This window comes from Pseudomonas sp. WS 5532, assembly GCF_012985445.1.
GTDB classification, from domain to species: Bacteria; Pseudomonadota; Gammaproteobacteria; order Pseudomonadales; family Pseudomonadaceae; genus Aquipseudomonas; species Aquipseudomonas edaphica.
In genome coordinates this window covers 219,410-243,092 of the sequence record NZ_JAAQWK010000007.1, presented here as the reverse complement: position 1 = coordinate 243,092, position 23,683 = coordinate 219,410, and the positions used below count along the sequence as shown (strand labels likewise).

Annotated in this window: 22 protein-coding genes and 1 pseudogene; 4 read left to right on the top strand and 19 right to left on the bottom strand. The window is 56.8% G+C overall.

Annotated elements, in window-relative coordinates; all coding sequences use genetic code 11:
- Positions 1–31: 31 nt before the first annotated feature.
- Positions 32–205: pseudogene (locus HBO23_RS33875) on the top strand (helix-hairpin-helix domain-containing protein); the annotation flags it as partial.
- A 57-nt stretch (positions 206–262) separates the two neighbouring features.
- Here HBO23_RS33875 and HBO23_RS14760 read toward each other — a convergent pair.
- The 3 genes from HBO23_RS14760 to HBO23_RS14750 form a co-directional block, all read right to left on the bottom strand.
- Positions 263–1,882 carry a methyl-accepting chemotaxis protein gene (locus HBO23_RS14760; protein WP_106118389.1) on the bottom strand — a complete coding sequence of 540 codons (1,620 nt, stop codon included), beginning with the start codon at positions 1,880–1,882 and terminating at the stop codon, positions 263–265.
- A 342-nt stretch (positions 1,883–2,224) separates the two neighbouring features.
- Entirely contained in the window at positions 2,225–3,892 is a 1,668-nt protein-coding gene (locus HBO23_RS14755) for a BCCT family transporter (RefSeq protein WP_170038703.1), read from the bottom strand.
- Positions 3,893–4,120: 228 nt separating this feature from the next.
- Entirely contained in the window at positions 4,121–5,608 is a 1,488-nt protein-coding gene (locus HBO23_RS14750; RefSeq protein WP_170038773.1) for a SulP family inorganic anion transporter, read from the bottom strand.
- A gap of 388 nt (positions 5,609–5,996) precedes the next feature.
- On the opposite strand from HBO23_RS14750, the gene nhaA reads away from it, so the two are divergent.
- A complete protein-coding gene (gene nhaA, locus HBO23_RS14745; protein ID WP_170038701.1) occupies positions 5,997–7,190 on the top strand; it encodes a Na+/H+ antiporter NhaA in 1,194 nt (397 codons plus the stop codon).
- 448 nt (positions 7,191–7,638) lie between these two features.
- Positions 7,639–7,818, top strand: a complete 180-nt coding sequence (locus HBO23_RS33635; protein ID WP_017139023.1) for a hypothetical protein — start codon at positions 7,639–7,641, stop codon at positions 7,816–7,818.
- A gap of 260 nt (positions 7,819–8,078) precedes the next feature.
- On the opposite strand, the gene HBO23_RS14735 is transcribed toward HBO23_RS33635, so the two are convergent.
- Positions 8,079–8,474, bottom strand: coding sequence for a RidA family protein (locus HBO23_RS14735; protein ID WP_099547688.1), 396 nt, complete (start codon positions 8,472–8,474; stop codon positions 8,079–8,081).
- A 141-nt stretch (positions 8,475–8,615) separates the two neighbouring features.
- Here HBO23_RS14735 and HBO23_RS14730 point away from each other — a divergent pair, with 141 nt between their 5' ends.
- Positions 8,616–9,530 (top strand): LysR family transcriptional regulator, encoded by a 915-nt coding sequence (locus HBO23_RS14730; RefSeq protein ID WP_099547689.1) that lies wholly within the window; start codon positions 8,616–8,618, stop codon positions 9,528–9,530.
- 30 nt (positions 9,531–9,560) lie between these two features.
- Here the strand turns inward: HBO23_RS14730 and HBO23_RS14725 are convergent, their stop codons facing one another.
- From HBO23_RS14725 to HBO23_RS14655, 15 genes are all read right to left on the bottom strand, one after another.
- Complete coding sequence (locus HBO23_RS14725) at positions 9,561–9,998, bottom strand: hypothetical protein (protein ID WP_017139026.1); 438 nt, start codon at positions 9,996–9,998, stop codon at positions 9,561–9,563.
- The gene (locus HBO23_RS14720; RefSeq protein WP_170038699.1) at positions 9,979–10,746 is read right to left on the bottom strand and encodes an SDR family oxidoreductase; all 768 of its coding nucleotides are present in this window, start codon (positions 10,744–10,746) and stop codon (positions 9,979–9,981) included. Before HBO23_RS14720 ends, HBO23_RS14725 begins: the two co-directional genes overlap by 20 nt.
- Before the next feature lie 8 nt (positions 10,747–10,754).
- Positions 10,755–11,573, bottom strand: coding sequence for an SDR family NAD(P)-dependent oxidoreductase (locus tag HBO23_RS14715; protein WP_262378189.1), 819 nt, complete (start codon positions 11,571–11,573; stop codon positions 10,755–10,757).
- The gene (locus tag HBO23_RS14710) at positions 11,527–12,645 is read right to left on the bottom strand and encodes an NADH:flavin oxidoreductase (RefSeq protein ID WP_170038697.1); all 1,119 of its coding nucleotides are present in this window, start codon (positions 12,643–12,645) and stop codon (positions 11,527–11,529) included. The genes HBO23_RS14715 and HBO23_RS14710 overlap by 47 nt, the downstream gene beginning before the upstream one ends.
- A gap of 43 nt (positions 12,646–12,688) precedes the next feature.
- A complete protein-coding gene (locus tag HBO23_RS14705) occupies positions 12,689–13,894 on the bottom strand; it encodes an AfsA-related hotdog domain-containing protein (protein WP_170038695.1) in 1,206 nt (401 codons plus the stop codon).
- Positions 13,891–14,421: a DUF2867 domain-containing protein gene (locus HBO23_RS14700; RefSeq protein WP_099547692.1), complete on the bottom strand. Its 531-nt coding sequence runs from the start codon at positions 14,419–14,421 to the stop codon at positions 13,891–13,893. Before HBO23_RS14700 ends, HBO23_RS14705 begins: the two co-directional genes overlap by 4 nt.
- Positions 14,422–14,434: 13 nt before the next feature.
- A complete protein-coding gene (locus HBO23_RS14695; RefSeq protein ID WP_017139032.1) occupies positions 14,435–15,028 on the bottom strand; it encodes an NAD(P)H-dependent oxidoreductase in 594 nt (197 codons plus the stop codon).
- Between the two features lie 139 nt (positions 15,029–15,167).
- The gene (locus HBO23_RS14690) at positions 15,168–15,743 is read right to left on the bottom strand and encodes an acyl-homoserine-lactone synthase (RefSeq protein ID WP_017139033.1); all 576 of its coding nucleotides are present in this window, start codon (positions 15,741–15,743) and stop codon (positions 15,168–15,170) included.
- A 159-nt stretch (positions 15,744–15,902) separates the two neighbouring features.
- Positions 15,903–16,604, bottom strand: coding sequence for an autoinducer binding domain-containing protein (locus HBO23_RS14685; RefSeq protein WP_032865893.1), 702 nt, complete (start codon positions 16,602–16,604; stop codon positions 15,903–15,905).
- A 209-nt stretch (positions 16,605–16,813) separates the two neighbouring features.
- Positions 16,814–17,806: a LacI family DNA-binding transcriptional regulator gene (locus tag HBO23_RS14680; protein ID WP_170038693.1), complete on the bottom strand. Its 993-nt coding sequence runs from the start codon at positions 17,804–17,806 to the stop codon at positions 16,814–16,816.
- A gap of 82 nt (positions 17,807–17,888) precedes the next feature.
- On the bottom strand, positions 17,889–19,391 hold the full coding sequence (locus tag HBO23_RS14675; RefSeq protein WP_170038691.1) for a sucrose-6-phosphate hydrolase: 1,503 nt from the start codon (positions 19,389–19,391) through the stop codon (positions 17,889–17,891).
- A complete protein-coding gene (gene ugpC / locus HBO23_RS14670; RefSeq protein ID WP_170038689.1) occupies positions 19,388–20,533 on the bottom strand; it encodes a sn-glycerol-3-phosphate ABC transporter ATP-binding protein UgpC in 1,146 nt (381 codons plus the stop codon). The genes HBO23_RS14675 and ugpC overlap by 4 nt, the downstream gene beginning before the upstream one ends.
- Before the next feature lie 27 nt (positions 20,534–20,560).
- Complete coding sequence (locus HBO23_RS14665) at positions 20,561–21,403, bottom strand: carbohydrate ABC transporter permease (protein ID WP_170038687.1); 843 nt, start codon at positions 21,401–21,403, stop codon at positions 20,561–20,563.
- Positions 21,400–22,362: a sugar ABC transporter permease gene (locus tag HBO23_RS14660; protein WP_099547696.1), complete on the bottom strand. Its 963-nt coding sequence runs from the start codon at positions 22,360–22,362 to the stop codon at positions 21,400–21,402. The genes HBO23_RS14665 and HBO23_RS14660 overlap by 4 nt, the downstream gene beginning before the upstream one ends.
- Positions 22,363–22,383: 21 nt before the next feature.
- Positions 22,384–23,658 (bottom strand): ABC transporter substrate-binding protein, encoded by a 1,275-nt coding sequence (locus tag HBO23_RS14655; protein ID WP_170038685.1) that lies wholly within the window; start codon positions 23,656–23,658, stop codon positions 22,384–22,386.
- Positions 23,659–23,683: the final 25 nt, after the last annotated feature.

Sequence of the window (23,683 nt, the reverse complement as noted above, 5' to 3'; positions counted from 1 at the left end):
AAACGTTAGCGCCTGTCCGACCGATATTCCTGTAGGCATTGACTCACTAGCGGTCAGTATGGTGAATGCTTGTGACATCCTGGCTCAGGCATCGGCCGTAACCGGATCAATGTGCGGGAGGAATAGCCCGCAAGCGCGGGCTGCCATTACCTCGGCCATTGAGCTTTCAAAAGACTTCCGGTCAAGCACTCAGCGTGTCTCATGATCCGTTTGAGAGCCCTCATCGCGCCAGGCACACATCGCGTGTACTGCGTCATTTTTTTCAAACAACGAAGCGATTCACCATCTTATTAAGATCAACCGCCAGCTTTGACATTTCCCCGCATGCGCTGGCTGTTTGACTGGCGCCTGCAGAACTTTGCACGGCAAGCTCTCGAATGCTGACGAGATTACGATCAACTTCTCGGGCAACATGGGCCTGTTCTTCAGACGCAGTTGCGATCAACATATTTCGCTCATTAATCTGCGTAATGGCCTTGGCGATCTGATCCAGTGAACTGCTGGCCTCCTGTGCCACATCGAGGGATTGGGTTGCTAGCTCTTTGCTTTTACTCATGGCTTCGACTGCTTCAGCTGAATCGCTCTGCATTGCGGAGATCATCTGTTCGATCTCTTGAGTGGAAGACTGCGTTCTGTGCGCCAACGCCCTGACCTCGTCAGCAACGACTGCAAAGCCGCGGCCTTGCTCACCAGCCCTGGCAGCTTCAATCGCTGCGTTCAACGCCAGAAGGTTAGTTTGCTCTGCGATTGCACGAATCACTTCGACGACTTTGTTGATGCTTTGAGCCCGCTGTGACAAAACCTGAATCTTGTCACTCGTGGCTTCAACATTGCCGCTGAGTTTTTGAATCGACTTCAACGTTTGAGAGACTCGCTCTAAACCGGTCTCAGTAAAGCCCTGGGTGCGACGCGACTCTTCCGAGGCCGACTCCGCATTACGGGCCACCTCATCAACCGCCGCACTCATCTCAGTTACCGCAGTGGCAGCTTGGTTGACCTCATCATTTTGGGAGATGAGACCTCGACTGGATTCCTCAGTGACCGCTGTCATTTCTTCTGCGGCTGAGGCCAGCTGTGTAGATGAGTCGCCGATTTGCATGATGGTTCTGCGAAGGTTCTCTTGCATTTGGGCCAGCGCTTTTAACAGGCGTCCGGCTTCATCCTTCCCGCTGACGTGCACTTCTTTGGAGAGATCACTGCCGGCGATGCGTTCTGCCACAGATAACGCTGCACCGATTGGGGTCGTAATGCTCTTGGTCAGAAGTGTTGCCAACGCCACAGTTAGGACTACGACAACTGAAATAAGGCCAATGATTACCCAGATACCGTCGGAGTAAGTATTGGTTGCGTATTGCCCAGCCGCTGTGGCGCCGTCGTTGTTGAAGTCAGTCAGGGCTTTGATTTCACCCTCCATCCTATTAGTCAACGGCCGGATACCTGTACTCACCAGGTTGACAGCGGCAGGTATGTCACCGCGCGCCATCAAAGGTTCTAGGATATCCAGCTGTTTGGCATACGCATCGGCGGATGCTTTCACTACTAGATAACGCGTGCGTTCGTCGTTGTTAGCGATTAGCGGTTCATAATTCAGAACCGCATCCGCGAAAGTCTTCCGGTAACCTGCGAAGGACGCAACCGTCGATTGAAGTGCTTGAGGGTCAGCAAGTGCACGTTGAGTTTCAAGTCTGAGCCGCATTACTCCAACGTTCATCAGTGCCGTTTGTCGGACACTTGGAAGCCAATTGGTTTCGACATCTTTTTCGGCGTCCCGCAGCTTGCCCATCTGCACAGCAGCAACTGCGCCGAGCACAAAGACCAACAGAATGATTGACGCAAAAAACAAGGAAGCGCGTGGAGCTACGTTGAGATTTCTAAGGTGCATGCGAGCTTCCTGACTGCGAAGGAATGATCTAGGTATCTAGACTATCGACCTGACGTTAATAAACTTAATCAGGCCTCTCGCTTTTAACTGCTCTGCTAAGTCGCCTGCGCGCATCCGGTGATGCATTTGCTGATATCCAGTGCGACAGTGCTTTTCTACGTTTGAGTTTCTAATATGGAACTCTGCTGGAAACCGGAACGTGAACGGTCATGCAGGCATGTACCAAATTCTTACGGAGAGGGTTTTTTCGTCGTAAATGTCGGCCGCTCAGGCTGACGCCATCGCTCCAGGCGATGGCGTCAGGGGTTGTTTGCTGTGCGCTGACAGCGAAAGCCCGATTCGCTAACGAGGCTCCGACATCAGTCCTTTCACCAGCGATACACACCCGAGCATCAGAACGATTGCGAAAGGTAAACCTGTGGATACTGCCATTGCCTGCAGTGCCACCAGCCCCCCACCCAACAGAAGGGCAATCGCAATCACGCCCTCGATGACTGCCCAGAACACTCGTTGAGGCACAGGCGCATCCACCTTGCCGCCGGCGGTGATCGTGTCGATTACCAAGGAGCCTGAGTCCGAGGAGGTAATAAAAAACACAATGACCAGAACGATGCCCAGGAAGGAGGTGATCTCTTTAAGCGGCAGCTCTCCCAGCATGGCGAACAACTTCAGCTCCAGCACAGCGTCCTTGACGCCCATCAGGCCCTGTAAGGTCGTTTGGTCAATGGCAGTTCCGCCGAACGTTGTCATCCACAGCACAGACACCACTGAGGGAACGAGCAAGACCGAGATCAGAAACTCTCTGACCGTTCGACCACGACTGACGCGCGCGATAAACATGCCCACAAACGGCGACCAACTGATCCACCACGCCCAGTAGAAGGCCGTCCAGCCTTGGGTGAATTGGGTGTCAGTGCGGCCGAATGGATTTGACAGTGCCGGCAGGTATTCAACATACGTCACCAGGTTCTTGAAGAACCCTGTGAAGATGGCCAAGGTCGGTCCCACTACGATGATAAACACCAGTAAGAGCAATGCGAGTCCCATATTGATCTGGGAAAGCATTTTGACGCCCTTGTCCAAACCGGAAAGGACTGACCACAGCGCGATCAAGGTAATGCCAACGATAAGAACGACTTTACTGAGATTCGTCGATTGTATCCCGAAGAGATATTCAATCCCCGCGGCAGCCTGTTCTGCACCAATGCCCAGAGAGGTTGCCAACCCGAATAGCGTGGCGAATACCGCCAGGATATCGATGATATGCCCCGGCCAGCCCCAAACGCGCTCACCCAACAGTGGATAGAAAATCGAGCGTATCGAAAGCGGTAAGCCCTTGTTGTAAGAAAACAACGCCAGGGACAACGCCACAATCGCATAGATCGCCCATGGATGAAGTCCCCAGTGAAAGATCGTAGCGGCCATTGCCAAGTCGGCGGATGCTTTCATATCGCCTGCTGCACCGCCCAACGGCGCCCAGTCCGTACGCACGCCGCTCGCATCGACTGTCACGCCTCCCATGGACGCCGCGTAATGCGACATGGGTTCGGCGACGCCATAAAACATCAAGCCAATGCCCATGCCCGCGGCAAACAGCATTGAAAACCATCCGACGTAGGAGTGGTCTGGTTTGGCATCTCTGCCGCCCAAACGCACCTTTCCCAATGGGGAGAAAATCAACGCAATGCACAGCACCACAAAAACGTTCGCAATGCTCATGAAGAGCCAGGCGAGGTGACTAGTCAACCAGTTCCGGATGGCGCTGAAGAGAGGTTCTACCTCATTCTGCAGTGCCAATGTCAGAATCACGAACAGTAAAATTGTGGCGGCTGAAATGATAAATACTTTGCCGTGGATATCGAGCGAGAACGAAAACTCTCCCTTGATATTGTCTTGACCAATAACATAGTCGGTGTCGATCAGATTGGCAGCTCCACTTGGAGCCGGAATACCGTCCTCACTGGCAATGTGAGGGGTGTTAGGCCGATCATCCGTAGGCTTTTCAACCATAAGAATCTCCTTGTTGTTGGCACGTCTTAACGTGTAGTTGTGATTATCCCCGCTGTTCCTATGGTAAAACGAGATGTAAACGCCTTTATCCTAACAAGCTTTTAGAACAAAACCGCCAAAACCTGCCGATTGCATAGCCCTTCGATCGAATATGTCACCGTCACATGACGTCTTTGTGGGCTGCAATCTATTCGATTGAGTGCAATGAACAGGTTTGCGCGGGCCCGCTTAATGCCCCATCAACTTATTTATGCCATCGGGTTTGTCGTGAACGCCAAAGCGATCCACGATCGTGGACGTAGCCTGGTTCATCCCGATGATATCTACGTGAACCCCTTCTCGGCGTAGCTTGAGCACGACCTTATCGAGCGCAGCGACTGAAGTGATATCCCAAAAGTGGGCCTCTCGAAGATCGATGGTCAGGGTCTCCAGTCGTTCCTTAAGATCGAACGAATGAGTGAACCTGTCCGCTGAGCCAAAAAACACCTGGCCTGTGACGTAGTAAGTGCGATGGGCATGTGCGGGGTCACGCTGAGAAGTGACCTCCAGGTAATGTCCGATCTTGTTGGCGAAGAACATGGCGGCCAGCAAGGTGCCTGCGACAACGCCGTAGGCCAGGTTATGGGTCGCGACGACCACGACCACCGTGACCAACATCACGATGTTCGTTGAGAGCGGATAGTCTTTGAGATTGCGGATGGAGTCCCAACTGAAGGTGCTGATGGAGACCATGATCATCACGGCGACTAACGCGGCCATCGGTATGCGGGCGAGCCAGTCGCCCATGAAGATCATCATGATCAGCAGTGAAACGCCTGCACTCAGCGTAGACAAGCGTGTTCGTCCGCCAGATTTAACGTTGATCATCGACTGCCCGATCATCGCGCAGCCTGCCATGCCGCCAATGAGGCTGCTGGTGATGTTGGCGATACCCTGGCCTTTGCATTCACGATTCTTGTCGCTGCTCGTGTCTGTCAGGTCGTCGACGATGGTTGCTGTCATCATCGACTCCAGCAAACCGACCACTGCCAGCGCGGCAGAGTACGGCAGTACGATGATCAGTGTTTCAAGGTTTAGCGGCACGCTTGGCCACAAGAATATCGGCAGACTATCAGGCAGCGAACCCATGTCGCCTACCGTATGTATATTCAGGCCCATGTAGATCGAAATCGCCGTCAGCACGATGATGCATACGAGCGGCGAGGGGAGCAGTTTTCCTACGCCCGGCAGCCTTGGGAACAGGTAAATAATCGCCAGTCCGCCAGCAGTCATGGCGTAAACGGGCCAGGTTACCCCGGTGAGTTCTGGCAGCTGCGCCATGAAAATCAGGATCGCCAAGGCGTTAACGAAACCTGTGACGACTGATCGCGATACGAAGCGCATCAGCTCGCCCAGCCGCAGATAGCCCGCGATGATTTGAAGTACGCCGCACGTCAGCGAGGCTGCGAGGAGGTACTGAAGGCCGTGATCCTTGACCAGGTTGACCATGAGCAATGCCATGGCGCCGGTGGCCGCCGAGATCATCGCCGCACGCCCCCCAACAAACGAGATCACAGTGCAGATACAGAAAGAGGCATAAAGGCCAACCTTTGGGTCGACGCCGGCAATAATAGAAAAGGCAATAGCCTCTGGAATAAGGGCCAGTGCGACAACGAGGCCCGCGAGGACATCGGCTCGGATATTCGACAGCCAAGCGACTTTGATCTTTTCAAACATTGATTCACCCATGGCAGGTACCACATCCCGCGCAGCGGTGGGCGCTGAGCAGTGCGTGTGTATCTGTCTTCAATTGAGTTGTGGAGTGGCTGCGGCCAAAAAAGCAGGCGCGGCAAAATACGACCGCAGCTAGGGGGCGGTCAGGGGCGTGCGAGGGGGCGGTGCGCTATGGCGGCGTAGGCAGCCAGCTGGAACGGGGCAAGGTAACTCCTTTGGCGTGTCGTCGATAGACCGCAGGATAATAACCGGCAGTAGCGCACGCGCACAACCGATAGGCGGGATTGCACGAACGTATCATGTAGAATGCGCCCATGGGTGTCACCGCAAAACGCGGGAGGGCAGGTTTAATTCAGCGCAGGTCGGGCCGCCGCGCGGAGTGGCTGTGCCTATGAGCTTGAAATCTTCACGTCCGGATAAAACCCACGGCCATCGTGAATCACGCGACACGCGTGCTTTTTTCTCCCGATTCCTGGCCGCGGAATCCGCGGGTGGCCTGATACTCATGGCCGCTGCTTCGATAGCACTCCTCGTCGCCAACTCCCCGTTGGCAGACATTTACTTCTCGTCACTGCACGTAAAAGTCGTTGGCCTCTCGATTGAGCACTGGATCAATGATGGCCTGATGGCTGTCTTTTTCATGTTGGTCGGGTTGGAGATCAAGCGTGAAATGCTGGTTGGCCAATTATCGAGCTGGAGCCAGCGCGCACTTCCAGGGTTCGCCGCGGTAGGCGGTATGCTGGTGCCTGCTTTGATCTACATTGCGGTCAACTGGGGCAATGCCGAAACCTTGGGGGGTTGGGCTATTCCTGCAGCGACCGATATCGCGTTTGCCTTGGGCGTACTGTCGCTGCTCGGTAAACGTGTGCCCATTTCGTTGAAAATCTTTCTATCCGCGCTGGCGATTCTTGATGACCTTGGCGCCGTACTGATCATCGCCCTGTTTTACACCAGCGGCTTGTCGGTCAGCATGTTGCTGGCCTCACTGAGCGTTATTGTGTTCCTGGTGATGCTCAACCGATTCGGTGTGACCCGGCTCTGGCCTTATCTGATAGCGGGCGGTCTGCTGTGGTTCTTTATGCTTCAGTCCGGTATCCACGCGACCCTGGCAGGTGTCATTCTCGCACTGTGCATTCCCATGCGGACGGCGAGCAGCGAGCGCACATCACCGCTCATCTACCTGGAAGGAAAGTTGCATCCGTGGGTCGCTTTCGCCGTTGTGCCCATCTTCGGTTTTGCCAATGCGGGTGTCTCTCTTGCTGGTATCTCGCCCAATAACCTGATCGACCCGGTACCTCTGGGAGTAACGCTTGGGCTATTGCTAGGCAAGCAAATTGGCGTGTTCGGTTTGGCTGCGCTGGCTATTCGCACAGGGCTGGCCAAGCTGCCTGAGCAATGTAATTGGTCTCAGCTGTACGGTGTAGCGCTGCTGTGCGGCATTGGTTTCACAATGAGCCTGTTCATCGGGGCGCTCGCCTTCCCGGATAACCCGCATTTGGTCGATGAGGTGAAAGTTGGAGTGCTTATGGGCTCTATTCTTTCCGCTGTCCTCGGTGTTGCTGTTCTTTTGAAGGTTAAACATTAATCCTGAGCTCATCTATCCGTTGATAGCTGCATGGGGGGGATGAGCATCCAGTAGCGCCTACGGGTTCAGGCATCATGAATGCTGCTGTTCGATCAATTTTTTGGCCTTGAGATGCTCCGAAAACAAGTCCAGAATTAAGTACTTTCCTGCTTGGGAAAGAAATGAAACCCCTTAGATTTCAATAGGTCGGACACCAGATGCGAGTCTCGTTTCCCGCTCCAAAATTTGATCCACAGATGTCCACTGGACGCTGGGATCCACGAAATAGACGCTTAGGCGTCTTTTTTCGTTTCTGCGGAAAACCACTGGAATCCAGGGCAATCCGGTACGTTTAAGTATCGTTTTAAGTACTGTCTAACCGACAGACTCGAATTCGTATTGTTGCTGGATCCCCTCAGGTCGCCAAACCTCCCTCTCGCAAATCCTCAGGGTCTTCAAAAAAGACATTTTGCCGACCCTCGCTGAACGTCCTATCAAAAGCATCACCCGCCATGACCTGCTGGCCATTCTCAATACCATCGAACAACGCAAAGCCTTCATCATGGCTGAAAAATGCCGAACCTGGTTCAACCAGCTGTTTCACTATGCCCTGGTAAAGGTCGAAGGTATGGAACTCAATCCCCGGTGACGAACACCCCTATCTACTGATGGAGCATTCTTCCTGATTTGGTTTGCGAGCTGCGTCGAGCTGTTGGCTTCCTAGAGACGATATGGTGCCTCAAAACCTAGACAAATACCCCCATGGCCGAATCGTTATAAACATGTGTTTTCACACAGCCTGGCCAGAAGCAGGCGATGACATCAGGCATAAACCGACCGGGAGCGGAGGGTCACTTCAGAAAAAACAAGAGGGTTCCCTTTGTCGGTCGGAGAAGGCCTGAGCTGAGTTTATGGGGATAGTTTGGCAATCACCTTGATCTCGAAGTCGAAGCCGGACAACCAGGTCACGCCGATAGCGGTCGCCGTCGGGTAGGGAGCTTCGCCCCAGTACTCGGCCGCTACTTCCCAGATTGTTTCGAATGTTGAGTCGGGGTCGACCATGAAGATGGTCGTGTCCACCACATCCTCGAAACTACTGCCGGCCTCGGCCAGGATCGCGTTGAGGTTGTCGAAGGCCAGGCGAACCTGTGCCGCGAGGTCTGGCTCGGCCGAGCCATCCTTGCGGCTGCCGACCTGACCGGATACGAACAGAAAACCGTTGGAGCGAATCGCCGGTGAGTAGCGGTGGAGCTCGTACAGTGCATGGCGGTCAGGCGGGAAAACGACATCACGTTTGCGGGTCATTGCATACCTCCTTCGGGGGCCATCGCGGCCCGCTGTTTACGATGGAGCCAGTGTAAAAAGACGAGCGACCTGAATAAACGCGCAACGCTGGTCATGACTGTTTGTAGAATCCAAACTATCCAGATCCGAGTGAGGCGTGAAATGGACCGTTTCGATGCAATGCAGGCCTTTGCCCGAGTGGTGGAAACCGGCAGCTTCACCAAGGCGGCAGCCACCCTGCACATGAGCAAGACCACCGTGACGCAGCTCGTTCAGCAACTGGAAGCGAGGCTGCGTGTGCGTTTGCTCAACCGCACCACACGCAAGGTCAACGTCACCGCCGACGGCGCGGCCTACTACGAGCGCGTCATCCGGCTACTGGTCGATATGGACGACGCCGAGACCAGCCTGTCCAGCGCGTCGATGACACCGCGCGGGCGGCTGCGGGTGGATGTGCCCAGCCCGCTGGCGCGAATGCTGCTGATACCCGCCTTGCCGGGGTTCTTTGCACGCTACCCGGAAATCCAGCTGACCGTGGGCGCGAGCGATCGCATCGTCGATATCATTGGCGAAAACGTCGACTGCGTGTTGCGCGGCGGCGAGATCACCGATCAGTTCCTGGTGGCAAGGCATGTGGGCGATCTGAACATCGGCATGTATGCCGCGCCCGGCTATCTGCAGCGCTTCGGTATGCCGGCGCACCCTCGTGAGATGGAGGAGGGCAGGCACAGTACCGTTGGCTTCCTCTGGTTTCGTACCGGCAAATCCTTGCCCTACGCGATGCAGCGGGGTGAGGAACGCATTGAGGCCCAGGGTCGCCCGCAACTGACGGTCGACGACGGTAATGCGTACCTCGCCGCCGGCCTGGCTGGCCTGGGCATGCTTTGGCTACCGCAGTACATGGCCAAACCGCACCTGGTCAGCGGCGAGCTGCTGCCGCTGTTTGAGGACTGGCACATGGCGCCAATGCCGATGTATCTGGCATTCCCGCCGAATCGCCACGTCAGCGCCAAGGTGCGGGTATTTATCGACTGGGTAATAGAATTGATGGCCGAGCATGCGCCGGTGGTTAAGTGAAACAGGGCCCACAATGGGGGCCCGGCAGGATCAGGAAGAGCGGGCCCCTTGTTGGGTGGGTTTGGCGACGTTGCGCTCGAATAATCCGTGGGAAAACTCCAGTACCGCCAGCACCAGTTGAACGGCACCCAGCACCAGCAAGAACGGCGAAGCGCCACCGCTGACGGCCACTACCTGCAATACCACTACGATCACGCGTAGCAAGGCGCTGAGACGGGCGTGTTCGCGTGTGGGGGCTCGCCAACGCACAAAGCCCCACACGAGATATGCCCACGCACCGATGTTGAGCAGGAACATGGCCGTGGGGTCGAGCGTCGAGAAGGGGCTGTCGAAGCCCAGTTGATGATCGAGCCATTGGATCAGTGAATAGGCCCAGATGGACACCACCGGCAAGGCGAATGGAGCCATTGCAAGAACGTCGTATGCAGCGCCGACGCGTACGATTTTCTCATGTGTGGATTGGGTCATTGCGAGTCTCCTCCTGGAGTGGCTGGTTCAACAAGTCACGAATTTCTTGGAACTCTCCCGATTTCAGTCCATTACGATGGCGCTCGGCCAAGACGTAGGCGATATGCCCAGCGCGGGACTCGGCGTCGACGATGTAGCCGGGAGTTGCCGCTCGTTGTCGCAGCGCGACAAGGTCGCTGAAACGCTCATCCGCCGCCATGATGGTTCGTGCCACCGTTGTTTGGACGTTGCAGAGCCCCAGAACGGCAAAGAAGCTGTGTGGGTTTTCCAATTGATAGATTTTTGCCAGGGCGTTCAACGCCGCCTTGGATACCGAATATGAGAGCATCCCTGCACGTTGGCGCAGTGCCGAAATCGATGATGAGAAGACCACGGTACTGGGGGGCTGCGTCGCACTCAGCATAATGTCCAGGACCATTTTCACGGCGCCCAGGTTGAGCGCCAAGACGCTATTGAACTCCTGCATCGAGGTCTGCGTGGCCAGTTGGGGCGCGCTGCCGAACCTTCCCGCATTCAGGTAGACGGTCTCTACCGGGGTAGGGGTGCGCGATAGCAACGCCTGCAAGATTGCCGGCGCGCGCTCGATATCGGTCAAATCGCACCGCAGGAAGTGGAAGCGCTCCTGTGGCGGGATATTGGCCGCAGGGCTTCGTGACACCGCGAGCACTTCGTCGCCCCTGGCCAGGTGATAGCGCGCCAAAGCGTTGCCGATACCGGTGCTTACACCGGTGATCAATATGCTAGCCATGATTGCCCCTAGAATTTGCCGATGTGATAGCCGCCATCGGCGCTGAGCACCGTGCCGGTGATGTAGCTGGATCTCTCGCTCAGCAAAAACACGATCGCATCGGCGATTTCCTCTGGCTGGGCAAAGCGCTTCATGGCCGTCACGTCAAGCTTGCGCTGGGTGTTTTCCGGGTGGGCAGCCAGCCGTTCCGGAGAGTTCATACCTCCCAGTGTCGGCCCGGGCGCTACGGCGTTGACGCGCACGGCAAAGCGGGATTCGCTGTCGCAGGCATTTTCCATGGCGGCGACCTGCGTCAAGGCATTGAGCGCTGTCTTGCTGGCGACATAGGCCGCCTGATTGGCCATGGGCATCACGCCAGCGCACGAGGACACGTTGACGATCGCTCCATTGGGGTACTGGCTGATCAATGCCAGTTCTTTTTGCAGGCAGTAAAGGGGGCCGTTCAGGTTGGTGTGGATGACCCTGTTCCAGTCCTGCGGTTGGATTGTTGCGATCGGCGCGTAGGGGGCGGTAATGCCTGCGTTGTTGATTGCGTAGTGCAACCGATCAACCTCGCCAGCCACCGTCGCGAATGCCTCGGCTACTGACGTTTGCGACGCCACATCGCAAAAGATGAACTGCGCCGAAGCACCCAGTATCTCCAGAGCGGCGTCAGCCTTTTGCTGGTTCCTGCTCATCAGGAACAGCCGTGCGCCTGCTTCGGCCAGTTGCTTTGCCACCGCCAGGCCGATGCCGCTTGCACCGCCGGTAATGACGATGTTCTTGTCTTTAAATTCCATGTTATTGATTCCCGTAATGGATGTGAGCAGGACGCTTGTAATGCTCATTTACACAGCAATACACCCGATCGAGTTGCGGATTGCTCTTGTCCCGAAAGCAGTTACCGTCAAACCGGCATTGCTGGACCTGATCCTCGTGGCCGGCGAGCGACTTGCTGATCAGGTCGTTATCGGCAAAAAGGGCCCGGCTCATGCCGATCAGGTCGCAGTGACCAAGCCGCAGTTGATCTTCTGCCTCCTGCAGGGAGCCAATGAAACCGGCATAGCCGACCGGGAGCGAGGTGAACGACTTGATCAGGCGTACCCCTTCGACGAACTGTCGCTGAATTGTCGGATGGGCAGTAAGCATGTAGCGGAAGGTTTCCTTGATGGTGATCGAGCACATGATTGCCGACGTCCCCGCGTCCGCCAGGGCTGCCACCACGTCCTCGAGCAGTTCCGGTTGCTGCCCTCTGGCGCCCAGACAATCATCGATGCCCAGGCGCACGGAAACCTCCAGGTCTCCAGCGGTAACCCTATGAATGCGGTCGATGACTTCCAGCAGGAACCGCGCTCGCTTGATGGGGCTTGCGCCATAGGCGTCACGGCGATGGTTGGTCCAGGGCGACAGAAAACTGCTCAGCAGATAGCCGTTGGATGCCTGAAGCTGGACCATCCTGGCACCGGCCTGCCTGGCACGCAGAGCCGCTTGGGCAAACTGATCGCAGACAGCGTCGATGTCCTCGACACTCATCTCTACCAATAGATCGGCGCCGCTGCTGGCGGATAACGCACTGCGGCTCGGGCAAAGCAGCGGTTGGCCGCTGATCTGCGTGCCGCCTTGGGCTCCGTAATGCTGAAGTTGCACCACCACTGGGCAGTCCCGCTGGCGACCGTACTCCACCAGCGGCACGAGCTTTTCCAGGTTGGCATCGCTGTGCAGGCACAGGCCACGCGCATGCAGGCGCGTGGAGGGCGCTATGGAGGAGTTGCCCAGCACCACCATGGCGCAGCCACCGTCGATCACATGTTTATAGAAGGTGAGCATTTCCTCGGACAGCGAACCGTCCGAGGTGGCCAGGTCGATGCCCATCGGGGCGAAATACAAGCGGTTTTTCAGCGAAACGCTCTGGCCGATCACCAGTGGGCGTTGTGATATCTCATAGCTCATGGGCGCACGATCCTCATGCCACGATTTGCTCGTGGGCGAGAGAGGCAGGTGAAGGGGCCGCGGCAGCGGCCCATTGCATCTGCCCGGCAAAGAAGCAGTGGCACTTGATCGTTTCACGCAGTTCGCTGGCCTGGTTCTTGGACAGCTTGCCGAACACCAGCACTCGCTGGTCGGACTCGCTGGTGGAGCAGCTCGAAGCAACTGGCAGACTGAGGAAACCACCCCCTTCGATGTAGAGCGATACGGTACTGACCGTGCTCCAATCGATGGCCCCGGCTTGATGAGTCACCAGCACTCCCAGTACCGAGAGCAGGCTCAGCCTGGCTTGCAACACGCTATCGGCGTGATGCACGAGGATGTTCTTGGGCAAGCGATCAGAAGGGGTAAACCAATGATCCTGAGGGTAGTTCAACGAGCGCATGCGTTTGAACAGCGGTAACTTGATCACTGCGCCTTGTAGCCAAAGACGCGACACCAGCCGACCGTTCTGATAGAAGTTCGCGCACTTGTCGATGGACTTGGGTTGTGATCGCTTGAGGCCCTGGGCCTGCTGCACCACGACTTCGACTTCATAGGCCGATTCGGTGTAGGCATTGAAGGAAATGCGCAAGTCTTCGATAGAAATGGAAACTGCGCCGCGTTGGTGTCCCAAGTAGTTGTAGACGTAGTGGTACATGGCTTGCCTGGCCACTTCGATCAACATCAGGCCTGGTACATGTTCGTGCTGCTTGTTGTAGAAGTAGTAATTCTTGGTGTCGTTGATCAACAGATAAGACCCCTGCCTGGCCTTATCCCACTGCGCGAGCGCTTCAAGGCATTCGATCATGCGTAATACCTGGTCGGCCGGTATTTCGGCATCACCGCCCTGAAAATGCTGGGCCAGGTAGCGTTGGGCCTGCTGGGGGATGAATTCAGCCGTGAGGATGAAGTGGTCGCCGCACTCGGTATAGAAGTCAGTCAGGCGGATCTCGAAGGTGGAGAGTGTGCTCGCCTGCTGCGCGCTGATGGTCAAGGGCAGATAGCTCAGCACATACTGGCCATCTTGCGCACGGTACAGGGCCTTGAACAGGGCCTGATCCTGCGCGTTGCCAGCCAGTATTTCGGCACCGATCGGAGTGCTGAGAAAACTGGGCAGAAGCAGCCTTGGTCGAGCGATCAGGACATCCTTGGATGTGTCTTTGTGCAACAGATGAGGGTCAATCGAGTCTGCGCTGTTCATGAGTTGCGATCTCCAAGTGAGCGAGTTGGGGAATGTAGGGGGAGGTGGGACAGTAAAAGCTTGATGATGAGCCCATGCACCGGCGCCACCGGCAGCATGTACAGGCGGCCGAACGTGTTGAAGGTCTTGACGGAGGTGGTGATATGCAGGCAACGCGGTTGCGCGAGTGTTGCATCGATCGAGACCATGACCGCCAGATGGGTATCGCGTGAGGTCAGTACCAGCTTCTGTGCGCTGATGGCCTCGATGGTGAAGAAATCGAGCTTTTCGCCGACCGTCGGGACGCACTGTGGTGTGACGCCCGAGAACCCGCCGATCCTCTCGACGTGAAAGTGCTGGGAGATGCTGTCGCGCAGCCTGAACGCGCCTTTGAGCCAGGCGGGCGTCGCGGCCGTCATTTGGCAGTACAGTTCGAATACCGTGGATTCGGTGTCGATGATCGCGCTGGCCGAATGCAGAAAATTCAGCTCATGGTGCGCGGCCACCAGGCTGGCGCACGGTGGGATCTGGTCATTTGGCGTCTTCATCCTTGATGACGCCTTATTGCAGCAGGGCGATTTGCGCCTGCTCGGCCTGCAACAGCATGTTTTCGTAGAGCTGATCGGCGGATGCCTGGTCCTCAATGACCTGTTCGGCGACATTCCGAGCGGTGACGTCGATTGATTCGTCATCGATGAATACCGATTCGTAAATCCCGACAACAGGCAGGTAGATACCTTTGACATACGCCACCGTCTGCTGCAAAGGCCTGAGCAATTCATCCAGTGTGTAACGGTTGAACCCGCCAGCGCGGTAGCCTGTGGATGGTGCACCCACCGTGGTGATGATCATGAACTCCTTGTTCTTGAGCTTGTCGCCGCCGCGTGCGTAGGCATAGCCGGGGGTGAACACTTCATCGATCCACTGTTTCATGATTGCCGGGCAGGAATACCAATACAACGGAAACAACAACACGATGCGGTCATGGGCATCGAGCAACGCTTGCTCTGCATGAATATCGAACCCGGTGGGCGTGACCGCGCTGGCCAGGCTATGGACCTTGACGCCACGATGGCTGATCTTGCTCATGATCGCGGTATTGACGCGGGAAACCGAGAGATCAGGATGGCCAGAAATGACAATGACGTTTTTCATGTAGGGCGCGTGTCCTTTATAGAGTCGGTTGGAATGCCGATGCAGCACTATTTAAGAGTAGGTGCCTGAGGTTGTAACCTAACCTTTTGGGGAGTCGGCTTGGCCAACTTGCCGGCAGCGGCAGGCCTTTCGTGGTGCTTCAGGCCACTGCTCGATCAACAAGGCTGGGCGGTACCCTGATCCAGTTGGCCATGATCTTATGCCCGTCGATTACGGTCAGCTTGCCCTCGCAATGCGCGTCGAAGCCCGCTTTGCGCAACAATCGGGCAATCCCCGGCGGAGAGACCGTGATCAATTGGCGAACCTCGTGGCGAGCCGCGACCTTGAGCACTTCGTGCAGTAGCGCCACGGCGTTCGGCGATGACAGTGAATGGCCAGTGAAGGTCTGTTGTTGCAGGTCGACGGCGGCAAAACGGGAGATTTCCCAGATGTCTGCGGAATGAGGGAGTGCCTGGCCGCCAATCACCTGGGGGAACACCTCTCCCAGCAGATAGGGCTTGTGCGTGGGCAGCAGCCGCGCTACGCCGACGATGCGCGGGCCTTGATGGGCGATCACGTATACCGTGTCGTCGCGGTCGAATTGATCCAGTTCCTCACCGATCGCACAATCTAGATGCCATCCAAGCTTCTCGACAAATACGCGATAGCGATAGAGCAACAGGGCCTGCCACAGTTCTATCGGTAATGTAAGGCGCGTACCCGTGGTCATATACATGAGGAACCCTCGGCAAATAATCGAGGGGCTATTCGGCAGAATAATCGAATGCTTAGGTACTGCTCTTTTGGGCAGGTGTGCCGCCAAGGTGCGAGTATCATTATTGTTGTTATCACTCAGCGACCTTAACGCATCAGAGGTGCGGAACTGAGTTGTGTGTCAGACGAGCAAGCCCAGTGAAGTGGCGCGCACTACGGTAGCGGTACAGTTATGGACGCCCAGTTTCGAGCCTGCATTGCGCAGGTGAAACTTGATGGTTTCCCGCGATAGCGAGAGGATCAAACCGATCTCGTGGGCGGTCTTGCCGTCGGCTGCCCACTTAAGGACTTCACATTCGCGCCGCGACAGCGATTTTTCCTGTGGTAATTGCCAGTGCGGTGTCAGCACGCGCAAGAAACCCTGATGGGCGACCTGCACCAAAAAACGCATGTATTTTTGATTGGCGGCAAGCTCTTGGGTAGTAATAGGGTCATTGGGGCGCGCCAGTGTCAGCATGCCGCCGCTGCCGCGGCCGTCCAGACAGGATTGCGCCCAACCGTGGGCTAGTCCGACGGCGCGGGCTTCCTCCCACATCTGCGGGTTTTGCTGGGTCATTTGCTCGTCCCAGACAATCGGTACCGTCGATTTCGTGCAGTGTTGTACCGTCGGGTCCACGGCGATGTATTCGCATTGGGTATAGCGTTGTCGCCACGAAGGCAGAAAGTTGTTGCTCATCACGACCTTGGGGCGGGTGACGGGTATAGGTATTCGGATCCCATAGGCGCAATAGTCAAACCCTAGATGTTTTGCAGTGCTTACGATCCGGGTCAACAATTCAACTTCGGTTCGGGCATTGTCGATCGTGTCTAGCAAATCATCCATCCACTTCACTGTCATTCTCCTTGAATTGACCTTGTTACGTTCTATCTGCGCCGAAAATCACTTTCGGAGGCACTGATGACGCAGGGCAGTGTTGTCATGGCTGGGTTGACTGATCGGCCACAACCACGCCGAGCCAGCAATGCCTGCCCCTGTCGTGCTACCGGTAGCTGGATAACTGAGGGCGGCTTTCGCCGAATTAACTAAATCCTTTACAGCGATGTCCTGGCAACCAATGGGCAATCAACTGGCTGGGCTCCGGATACGTCGAGGGCTTCGATCAGGTGCCGGGCGGCCCTGCGCCCGATCTCGTAGTACGGCAGTTGTACCGTTGTCAGCGGTGGGATGAACAGTTCAGCGATACCGATCATGTTGTCGTAGCCGAGTACTGCGACATCGTCTGGAATTTTCAGGCCACGGCCCAACAACAACTGATAGGCACAAAAGGCAATGCGGTCGTTGCCACAGATCAGAATGTCGAATTGGGGACGACCGTCCATGATGTGCCTGTCGAGGATGGCTGCGGTTTCACCATAGGCGTCATGATCAGAAAGGTCGTATTGCAGGAGCGCGTCAGGCGCCAGCCCGAATGCCTGACAGGCGCGCTGCATGCCTTTTTGTCGCAGGTGCCAGGCCAGGCTCTTTTTGGGCAAATTGATACACAGAGGGCGCCTATAGCCCTGGCTCAGGGCGTGGTGTACCGCCCGATACTGTCCCATTTCGTCGTCTGGCACATAACTGACCAGGTGACTGTCATCCGCCAGGCAATTGGCGAGTACCAGGGGTTTGCTCTTCAAACGCTCAGGAATGCACACCTGGCGTAACCCCATGGCGCTGAAGATCAGCCCGTCGGGACGGTGCGATAGCATCAGGTCGATATTCTGGTCGGTGGGCGGGTTGCTTAGCAGGTTGAGGATAAAGACATTCCAGCCAGCTTGTTGTGCGGTCTGTTCGATGGACAGCAGTAACTCGACAGCAAACGGTGTTGTAGCAGTGTCCAGTGCGAACACACCGATGGTTCGACTCTGGAGGTTGTCGCCGCGAATCTTTCGCGCCGACATGCTCGGTACGAATTGCAGTTCGTCAATGGCACGACGCACCCGCTGATAGGTTTCGGGGCTCAATTTTTCAGGATTGCTGAGCGCTCGAGAAACAGTCATCAGGGACACACCGGCCAGCTGTGCAACGTCTTTCACTGAAGTCATGCGAGGAGAAACCGGTCAGATTGACGACGAATCATGACACATGACACATGGTTTGCGCTTCTCGCGACTCCAATGATGCTGCTCATAACCATCCCGAGGCGAGAGACCATGCCCTGGAAATCGAGACACGTCCGCCACTCCCGCTTGCAACAAGCTTCACACCCAAACTACCGGGCTGTGGGTATAGGCGACTGCTGAGGCTGAAGCGCCCGTTTTCGTCGAATACCTCAATGGACGAACGATCGAGGAACACCCGCAGTGCCAGCACCCCTTGTGTCGGGTCTATCGCCACGCTGCGCTGACCGGTGACTTGTGCGCCTGAGTGGCTGCGGTCAAGTACCAGGCGCTGCAACACCGCGTCGTAGTAGAGCAGGGTCTGTTCATGGTCATCGTCGCTACAGCGCAAGGCGATCCCCAAGTGCCCATCGGTGCAGTCGAGCACATCCAGGTGCACATGGATTTCCAGCCTATCGCCATTCACGTGCGGCACGTCCCGGGTTCCCGGCTCATCCCACCAGGGCGTACTCGGCAACGCTGCCTGGCGCAGAGCGGTGAGCTCCCGTGCCGGAAACATGCAAAGGCGATCTGCGCTGAGTTCAAGCTCGCGTGGCAAACCGAGCATGCCGCACCAATGATGGGCCTGGCTTGGCATCGGGCTTTCCCACATGTCGAGCCACGCCCACACGAGGCGACGACCATCGGGGGCCAATAGCGTTTGTGCGGCATAGAAGTCGTGGCCATTATCCAGCTCGATAAACGGCCCGCCAGTGAAGTGCCACTCGTTGTCGAGTCGGCCCACGCGGTAACCCGTCTGGTACTTGTTGAGCCGTTCGTAACCTTCGGACTGCATTCCTTGAGGGGAGTACAGCAGTACATCGTGTCCGTTCAGCCGAAACAGGTCCGGGCATTCCCACATATAGCCATCACCCTCGCTGCCGCTTGCCACATAGTCGAGAAACTCCCAGGCGTGCAGATCGGTGGAACGGTACAACGGCAGCAGCGGCGTATCGCCCAGGCGTGCGCCGACAATGAGGTACCAGCAGCCATTTTCCTTCCATACCTTGGGGTCACGAAAGTGCATGATGGTGTCTTGCGGTGGGGTCTCGATGACGGCGCCATGCTTGACGAACTGGATGCCGTCAGTGCTGGTGGCCAGGCACTGAACTTGACGGATCAAGCGTTCATCCCCCACTTCTCCCAGCCAGGTGTGGCCGGTGTAGATCAGGGCCAAGGTCTCTCCACACACCACGGCACTGCCGGAAAAACAACCGTCACGGTCGAAGTCTTCGCCAGGTGCCAGCGCGATGGGCAGGTGCTGCCAATGAACCAGGTCGGCACTCTTGGCGTGCCCCCAATACATAGGGCCCCATTTGGCTTCGAAGGGGTAATGTTGATAGAACACGTGGTATTCGCCACGAAAGTACACGACCCCGTTAGGGTCGTTCATCCAGCCTGCCGGGGGGGCGATATGATAATCGGGTCGATAATCCTGGATGACGCGAGACAGGCCATCAGTCAGTGCACGCTGCGCAAGGTCGAGGCAGGAAGACATTGAATCACTGGTGTTATTCGACGACATGGTCATAGGGCCTGTACTCGGACTGCGTGCAGAGCGACATCACTGCGCAGGTTTTCAACGGTGTGTGTGGGGCGCTTCAAGGCTGTGCCGTCGTCGTCGAACAGGTGCAGGTTGCCGATGTCCAGTTGCAGTTCGACCCGGTCGCCAGTCTTCCAGCCGGCGCTGACCTCACAACGACAGATCAGTGGCTCGTCCTGACCTGTTTCGAGGTGCACATACGTTTCGCTGCCAAGGTATTCGACCCCGGTCACGACGATTCCGGCGTCTGCCTCTGCCGCTTTGAGCGAAATGTGCTCGGGGCGAACCCCCAGGGTCAGCAACGTACCCGCCGCCAGGTCGGCGCTCTCGAAGGGCAGGGTGGTCATGCCCAACACGGGGGCGTCGACCAGGCTGGTGGCTCCCGGGGCCTGCAGGCGTGCCGCCAGAAAATTCATTTTGGGCGAGCCGAGGAAACCGGCGACAAAGCGGCTTGCTGGACGCTCATAGAGTTCACGCGGTGAGCCGACCTGCTCTACGCGACCGCCGTTGAGCACAACAATTTTATCCGCCAGGGTCATCGCCTCCACCTGATCGTGGGTGACGTAGACCATTGTCGAGCCAAGTCGATCATGCAGCCGGGCGATTTCGTTGCGCATCTGCACCCGCAAGGATGCATCCAGATTGGAGAGCGGCTCATCGAACAACAAAATGTCCGGTTCGCGCGCCATGGCCCTACCCATCGCCACACGCTGACGCTGCCCGCCAGACAGTTCCTTTGGCTTGCGTTGCAGCAGTTTGTCCAACTGCAGGATTTGCGCAGTTTTCAGCACGCGCTCGCGCAGACTGGTCTTTTCAGTCTTGGCCAGTTTGAGACCAAAGCTGATGTTGTCGTAGACGCTCATATGCGGGTACAGCGCATAAGACTGAAACACCATGCCGACGCCACGCTCGCGCGGTTCCAGGTCGTTGACCCTTCGCCCGTCGATCAACAAGTCGCCGCCGCAGATGGAATCCAGCCCGGCGATCAGTCGCAGTAGGGTCGACTTTCCGCAACCCGAAGGGCCAACGAAGACCACGAATTCACCCGCAGCAATCTCCAGGCTGACGTCGCGAAGAATCCGTGCGCCGCCCAATTGTTTGTTCACATTATCTAGCTTCAATTTGATCACGATGCTGTTCCTTGTAGTTGTTGGGCATCAACCCTTTAGCGCGCCGGCAGTGAGGCCGGAAACGATTCGACGCTGGAAGATCAGCACCAGGACCACCAGTGGGACGGTGACCAGTACCGATGCGGCCATCAACAGCCCCCAAGGCAGCTCATGGGGGCTCCCGCCGGAAATCAAGGCGATGGCAACAGGCACCGTGCGTTGTGAGTCTGTAAGGGTGAAGGTCAAGGCGAACAGGAACTCGTTCCACGCGGCGATAAAGGCCAACAAACCGGTGGTGACCAGTGCGGGCCATAGCAGTGGCAACAGCACCCGGGTAAGCGTGACCCAGGGCGAAGCGCCATCCATGATTGCCGCTTCTTCCAGTTCATGAGGGAGTTGACCCATGAACGTGGTCAGCACCCAGACGGTGAAGGGCAGGGTGAAAATGGTGTAGCTCAGGATCAACGCCCAAGACGTGTTGTACAGGCCCAGAGCGCGGATCACTTCGAACAGCCCCGACAGTACCGCGACCTGGGGAAACATCGACACGCCCAGCACCATCATCAATACCGTGCCACGCCCACGGAATTTCACTCTTCCCAAGGCATAGGCGGCAGTCACACTGAGGAACAGCGCCAGCGTCACCACGCAAAGCGCGACCGTCAGCGAGTTACCGATAGCCCGCAGGAATGAGGCTTGGTGGAGTACCGTCGCATAGTTGGAAAAGTCGGGACTGTCGACCCAGTAACTGACCTCGAACAAAGCGCTGGACGGCTTTAGTGACGTCACGATGGCGTAATAGAAAGGGAAGACCGCATACAGCAACAAAACCCCGATCAGGCACCAGAACCCGAAGCGCAACAGCGCTTTTTTGAGTAAGCGCAGGCTCATGCTCGAACCTCCATTTGACGGCGTCCGAGGTAGAGGTAAAGCATGGCGATTACCGCAACGACCAGAAACAGCAGAGTCGAGGCCGCGCTGCCATAGCCAACATCCTGGAACTCCACCAAGTGTTGGCGGGCATAGACCGACATGCTCATGGTGCTGGAAGAGTTTGAGGTCAGCACATAGATGACGTCGAATACCCGCAGGGAATCGAGGATGCGGAAGATCGCGGCCACCAACAAGGCTGGCATCAACAGTGGAAGCGTAACGCGCCAGAACACTTTCAGCGGATGAATACCATCGACCTTGGCGGCTTCGTAACAATCGCTCGGCAACATCTGCAAGGCAGCCAGCATCAGTAGCGTGACAAAAGGCACCGTCTTCCAGACGTCGACGATGATGACCGCCCACATCGACAGATCCGCATCTGCTGTCCAGGCCAGGGGAGCATCAATCAGGCCGACGCTCAGCATCATGTGATTGATGATGCCGAACTGGTCGTTGAGCATCCATGACCAGATCTTCGCCGAGACAATGGTAGGAATTGCCCACGGAATCAGAATCAGCGCGCGCACCAGGGAGCGGCCGGTGAACTTGGTGTTCAGCAGCAACGCCACCAGCAGCCCCAGGACGACTTCCAGTCCCACCGACACCACGGTGAAATGCAACGTGTTGCGCACGGCGTTCCACCATTGTGGATCAACCAGGATGCCCGACCAGTTGGCGCCGTCGCGGGACAGATAATTGCTCAAGCCCACGAAGGATCCGCCACCGGTGTCCGCCAGGTCGGCGTCGGTCAGGCTGAACCAGAATGTCCGTAGCAGCGGCCAGGCGGCCACCAGGGCCAGACACAGCAACATCGGTGTCAGAAACAGCCAGGCAGCGCGTATTCGGCGACGCTCTATGGGGGTTTCCCTGATGAGCAGGCGCTCATCAGGGCAGGCATGGGTAATAGAGGCAGGCATGGTGATTTTCTTCCTTGTGGCTTACCAGTTCTTGCGTTTGATGCGCGTGAGTTCGCTTTCCAGTTCGGCCAGTGCCTGATCGACAGGCAACTCGCCTGCCAGCACGCCATGCACTCGGTCGAAGAACGCATTGGAGACCCGTGGGTAACGCTCGGCGGTGATTGAGGCGGGGCGCATGACCCCGTCGCTGAGAATGCTGTGGAGCTGACTGTAATAAGGCATTGACGCGAGCAATTCGGGGTCCTTATACAGCGACTCGATAACCGGGTTATAGGCGCCGATCAGGGCACGGTGTTTTTGCTCTTGAGCACTGGTGAGGTAGCTCACCAACTCTGCCGCGAGTTTGGGATGAGCGCTGTAACGGGATACCGCCAGGCCCCAGCCGCCGAGCGTGGACGCATGGCTACCGGTCATGCCGCCTCGGGGCAGGGGAGCAACCCCAACCTTGTCCTTGACGACACTGTCCTGGCTTTGCACCAGGGCCCAGACATAAGGCCAGTTACGCATGAACAACGCATTTCCCGACTGGAATACGCCACGTCCTTCTTCCTCGGTGTAGTTGAGTACGCCGCGTGGGGAGATGTCGCCTACCCAGCTTTTCGCCAGGGCCAAAGCAGTTCTTGAGGCCTGACTGTTGACCACGATCTCTCCGCGTGGATTGACCAGCCCGCCTTCCGGTTGGCTGCTGATCCACTCCAGCGCATTACACGTCAGCCCCTCGTAAGCGCGTCCCTGGAAGATATAACCCCACGCATTGGCGTTCCCGGCGTTGCGTTCAGCCTGTTGAACCTCCCTGGCGGTAGTGGTCATTTCCTCCCAGGTCTGGGGAACCTGCTTGTTGTACTTCTCGAGCAAGTCCTTGCGGTAATACAGCAGGCCCGAGTCGGTGAACCACGGCATCGTTACTAGCCGTCCATTCACAGTCGCGTTATCCACCTGTGCCTGGAAGTAGCCTTGCGTCGCATCGGCGGGCAGCACGTCGCGCAAATCCAACAGATGTTTGGCCAGCATCCCGGGCCACACCATATCGATTTGAATGATGTCGATGTCAGTGGACTGCGCGCTGAGAATTTGTTGGTAGAACGACAACCTCTCGGTCGCCGAGTTAGGCGTGGAAACCACTTGGACGTTGTGGCCGGTCTGTTTGGACCATGCCTCGACTGCCTCTTTGCAGAGTTGCAGCTCCGCACCCACCGCGCCGCACGAGATCGTCAAATCGGCTGCGTTCGAGACGGATGGAAGTCCGACACAGAGGGTGAACAGTGCGGCAGGAAGAAGAGATTTCAGATGTTTCATTGATCACCCTTTATTTTTGTTTTTA

What these genes read in the sequence shown, in the direction of transcription:
- HBO23_RS14760 (WP_106118389.1), bottom strand. Translation starts at nt 1,882, where the DNA reads ATGCACCTTAGAAATCTCAACGTAGCTCCACGCGCTTCCTTGTTTTTT.
- HBO23_RS14755 (WP_170038703.1), bottom strand. Translation starts at nt 3,892, where the DNA reads ATGGTTGAAAAGCCTACGGATGATCGGCCTAACACCCCTCACATTGCC.
- HBO23_RS14750 (WP_170038773.1), bottom strand. Translation starts at nt 5,608, where the DNA reads ATGTTTGAAAAGATCAAAGTCGCTTGGCTGTCGAATATCCGAGCCGAT.
- nhaA (WP_170038701.1), top strand. Translation starts at nt 5,997, where the DNA reads ATGAGCTTGAAATCTTCACGTCCGGATAAAACCCACGGCCATCGTGAA.
- HBO23_RS14735 (WP_099547688.1), bottom strand. Translation starts at nt 8,474, where the DNA reads ATGACCCGCAAACGTGATGTCGTTTTCCCGCCTGACCGCCATGCACTG.
- HBO23_RS14730 (WP_099547689.1), top strand. Translation starts at nt 8,616, where the DNA reads ATGGACCGTTTCGATGCAATGCAGGCCTTTGCCCGAGTGGTGGAAACC.
- HBO23_RS14725 (WP_017139026.1), bottom strand. Translation starts at nt 9,998, where the DNA reads ATGACCCAATCCACACATGAGAAAATCGTACGCGTCGGCGCTGCATAC.
- HBO23_RS14720 (WP_170038699.1), bottom strand. Translation starts at nt 10,746, where the DNA reads ATGGCTAGCATATTGATCACCGGTGTAAGCACCGGTATCGGCAACGCT.
- HBO23_RS14715 (WP_262378189.1), bottom strand. Translation starts at nt 11,573, where the DNA reads ATGAGCATTACAAGCGTCCTGCTCACATCCATTACGGGAATCAATAAC.
- HBO23_RS14705 (WP_170038695.1), bottom strand. Translation starts at nt 13,894, where the DNA reads ATGAACAGCGCAGACTCGATTGACCCTCATCTGTTGCACAAAGACACA.
- HBO23_RS14700 (WP_099547692.1), bottom strand. Translation starts at nt 14,421, where the DNA reads ATGAAGACGCCAAATGACCAGATCCCACCGTGCGCCAGCCTGGTGGCC.
- HBO23_RS14695 (WP_017139032.1), bottom strand. Translation starts at nt 15,028, where the DNA reads ATGAAAAACGTCATTGTCATTTCTGGCCATCCTGATCTCTCGGTTTCC.
- HBO23_RS14690 (WP_017139033.1), bottom strand. Translation starts at nt 15,743, where the DNA reads ATGTATATGACCACGGGTACGCGCCTTACATTACCGATAGAACTGTGG.
- HBO23_RS14685 (WP_032865893.1), bottom strand. Translation starts at nt 16,604, where the DNA reads ATGGATGATTTGCTAGACACGATCGACAATGCCCGAACCGAAGTTGAA.
- HBO23_RS14680 (WP_170038693.1), bottom strand. Translation starts at nt 17,806, where the DNA reads ATGACTTCAGTGAAAGACGTTGCACAGCTGGCCGGTGTGTCCCTGATG.
- HBO23_RS14675 (WP_170038691.1), bottom strand. Translation starts at nt 19,391, where the DNA reads ATGACCATGTCGTCGAATAACACCAGTGATTCAATGTCTTCCTGCCTC.
- HBO23_RS14665 (WP_170038687.1), bottom strand. Translation starts at nt 21,403, where the DNA reads ATGAGCCTGCGCTTACTCAAAAAAGCGCTGTTGCGCTTCGGGTTCTGG.
- HBO23_RS14660 (WP_099547696.1), bottom strand. Translation starts at nt 22,362, where the DNA reads ATGCCTGCCTCTATTACCCATGCCTGCCCTGATGAGCGCCTGCTCATC.
- HBO23_RS14655 (WP_170038685.1), bottom strand. Translation starts at nt 23,658, where the DNA reads ATGAAACATCTGAAATCTCTTCTTCCTGCCGCACTGTTCACCCTCTGT.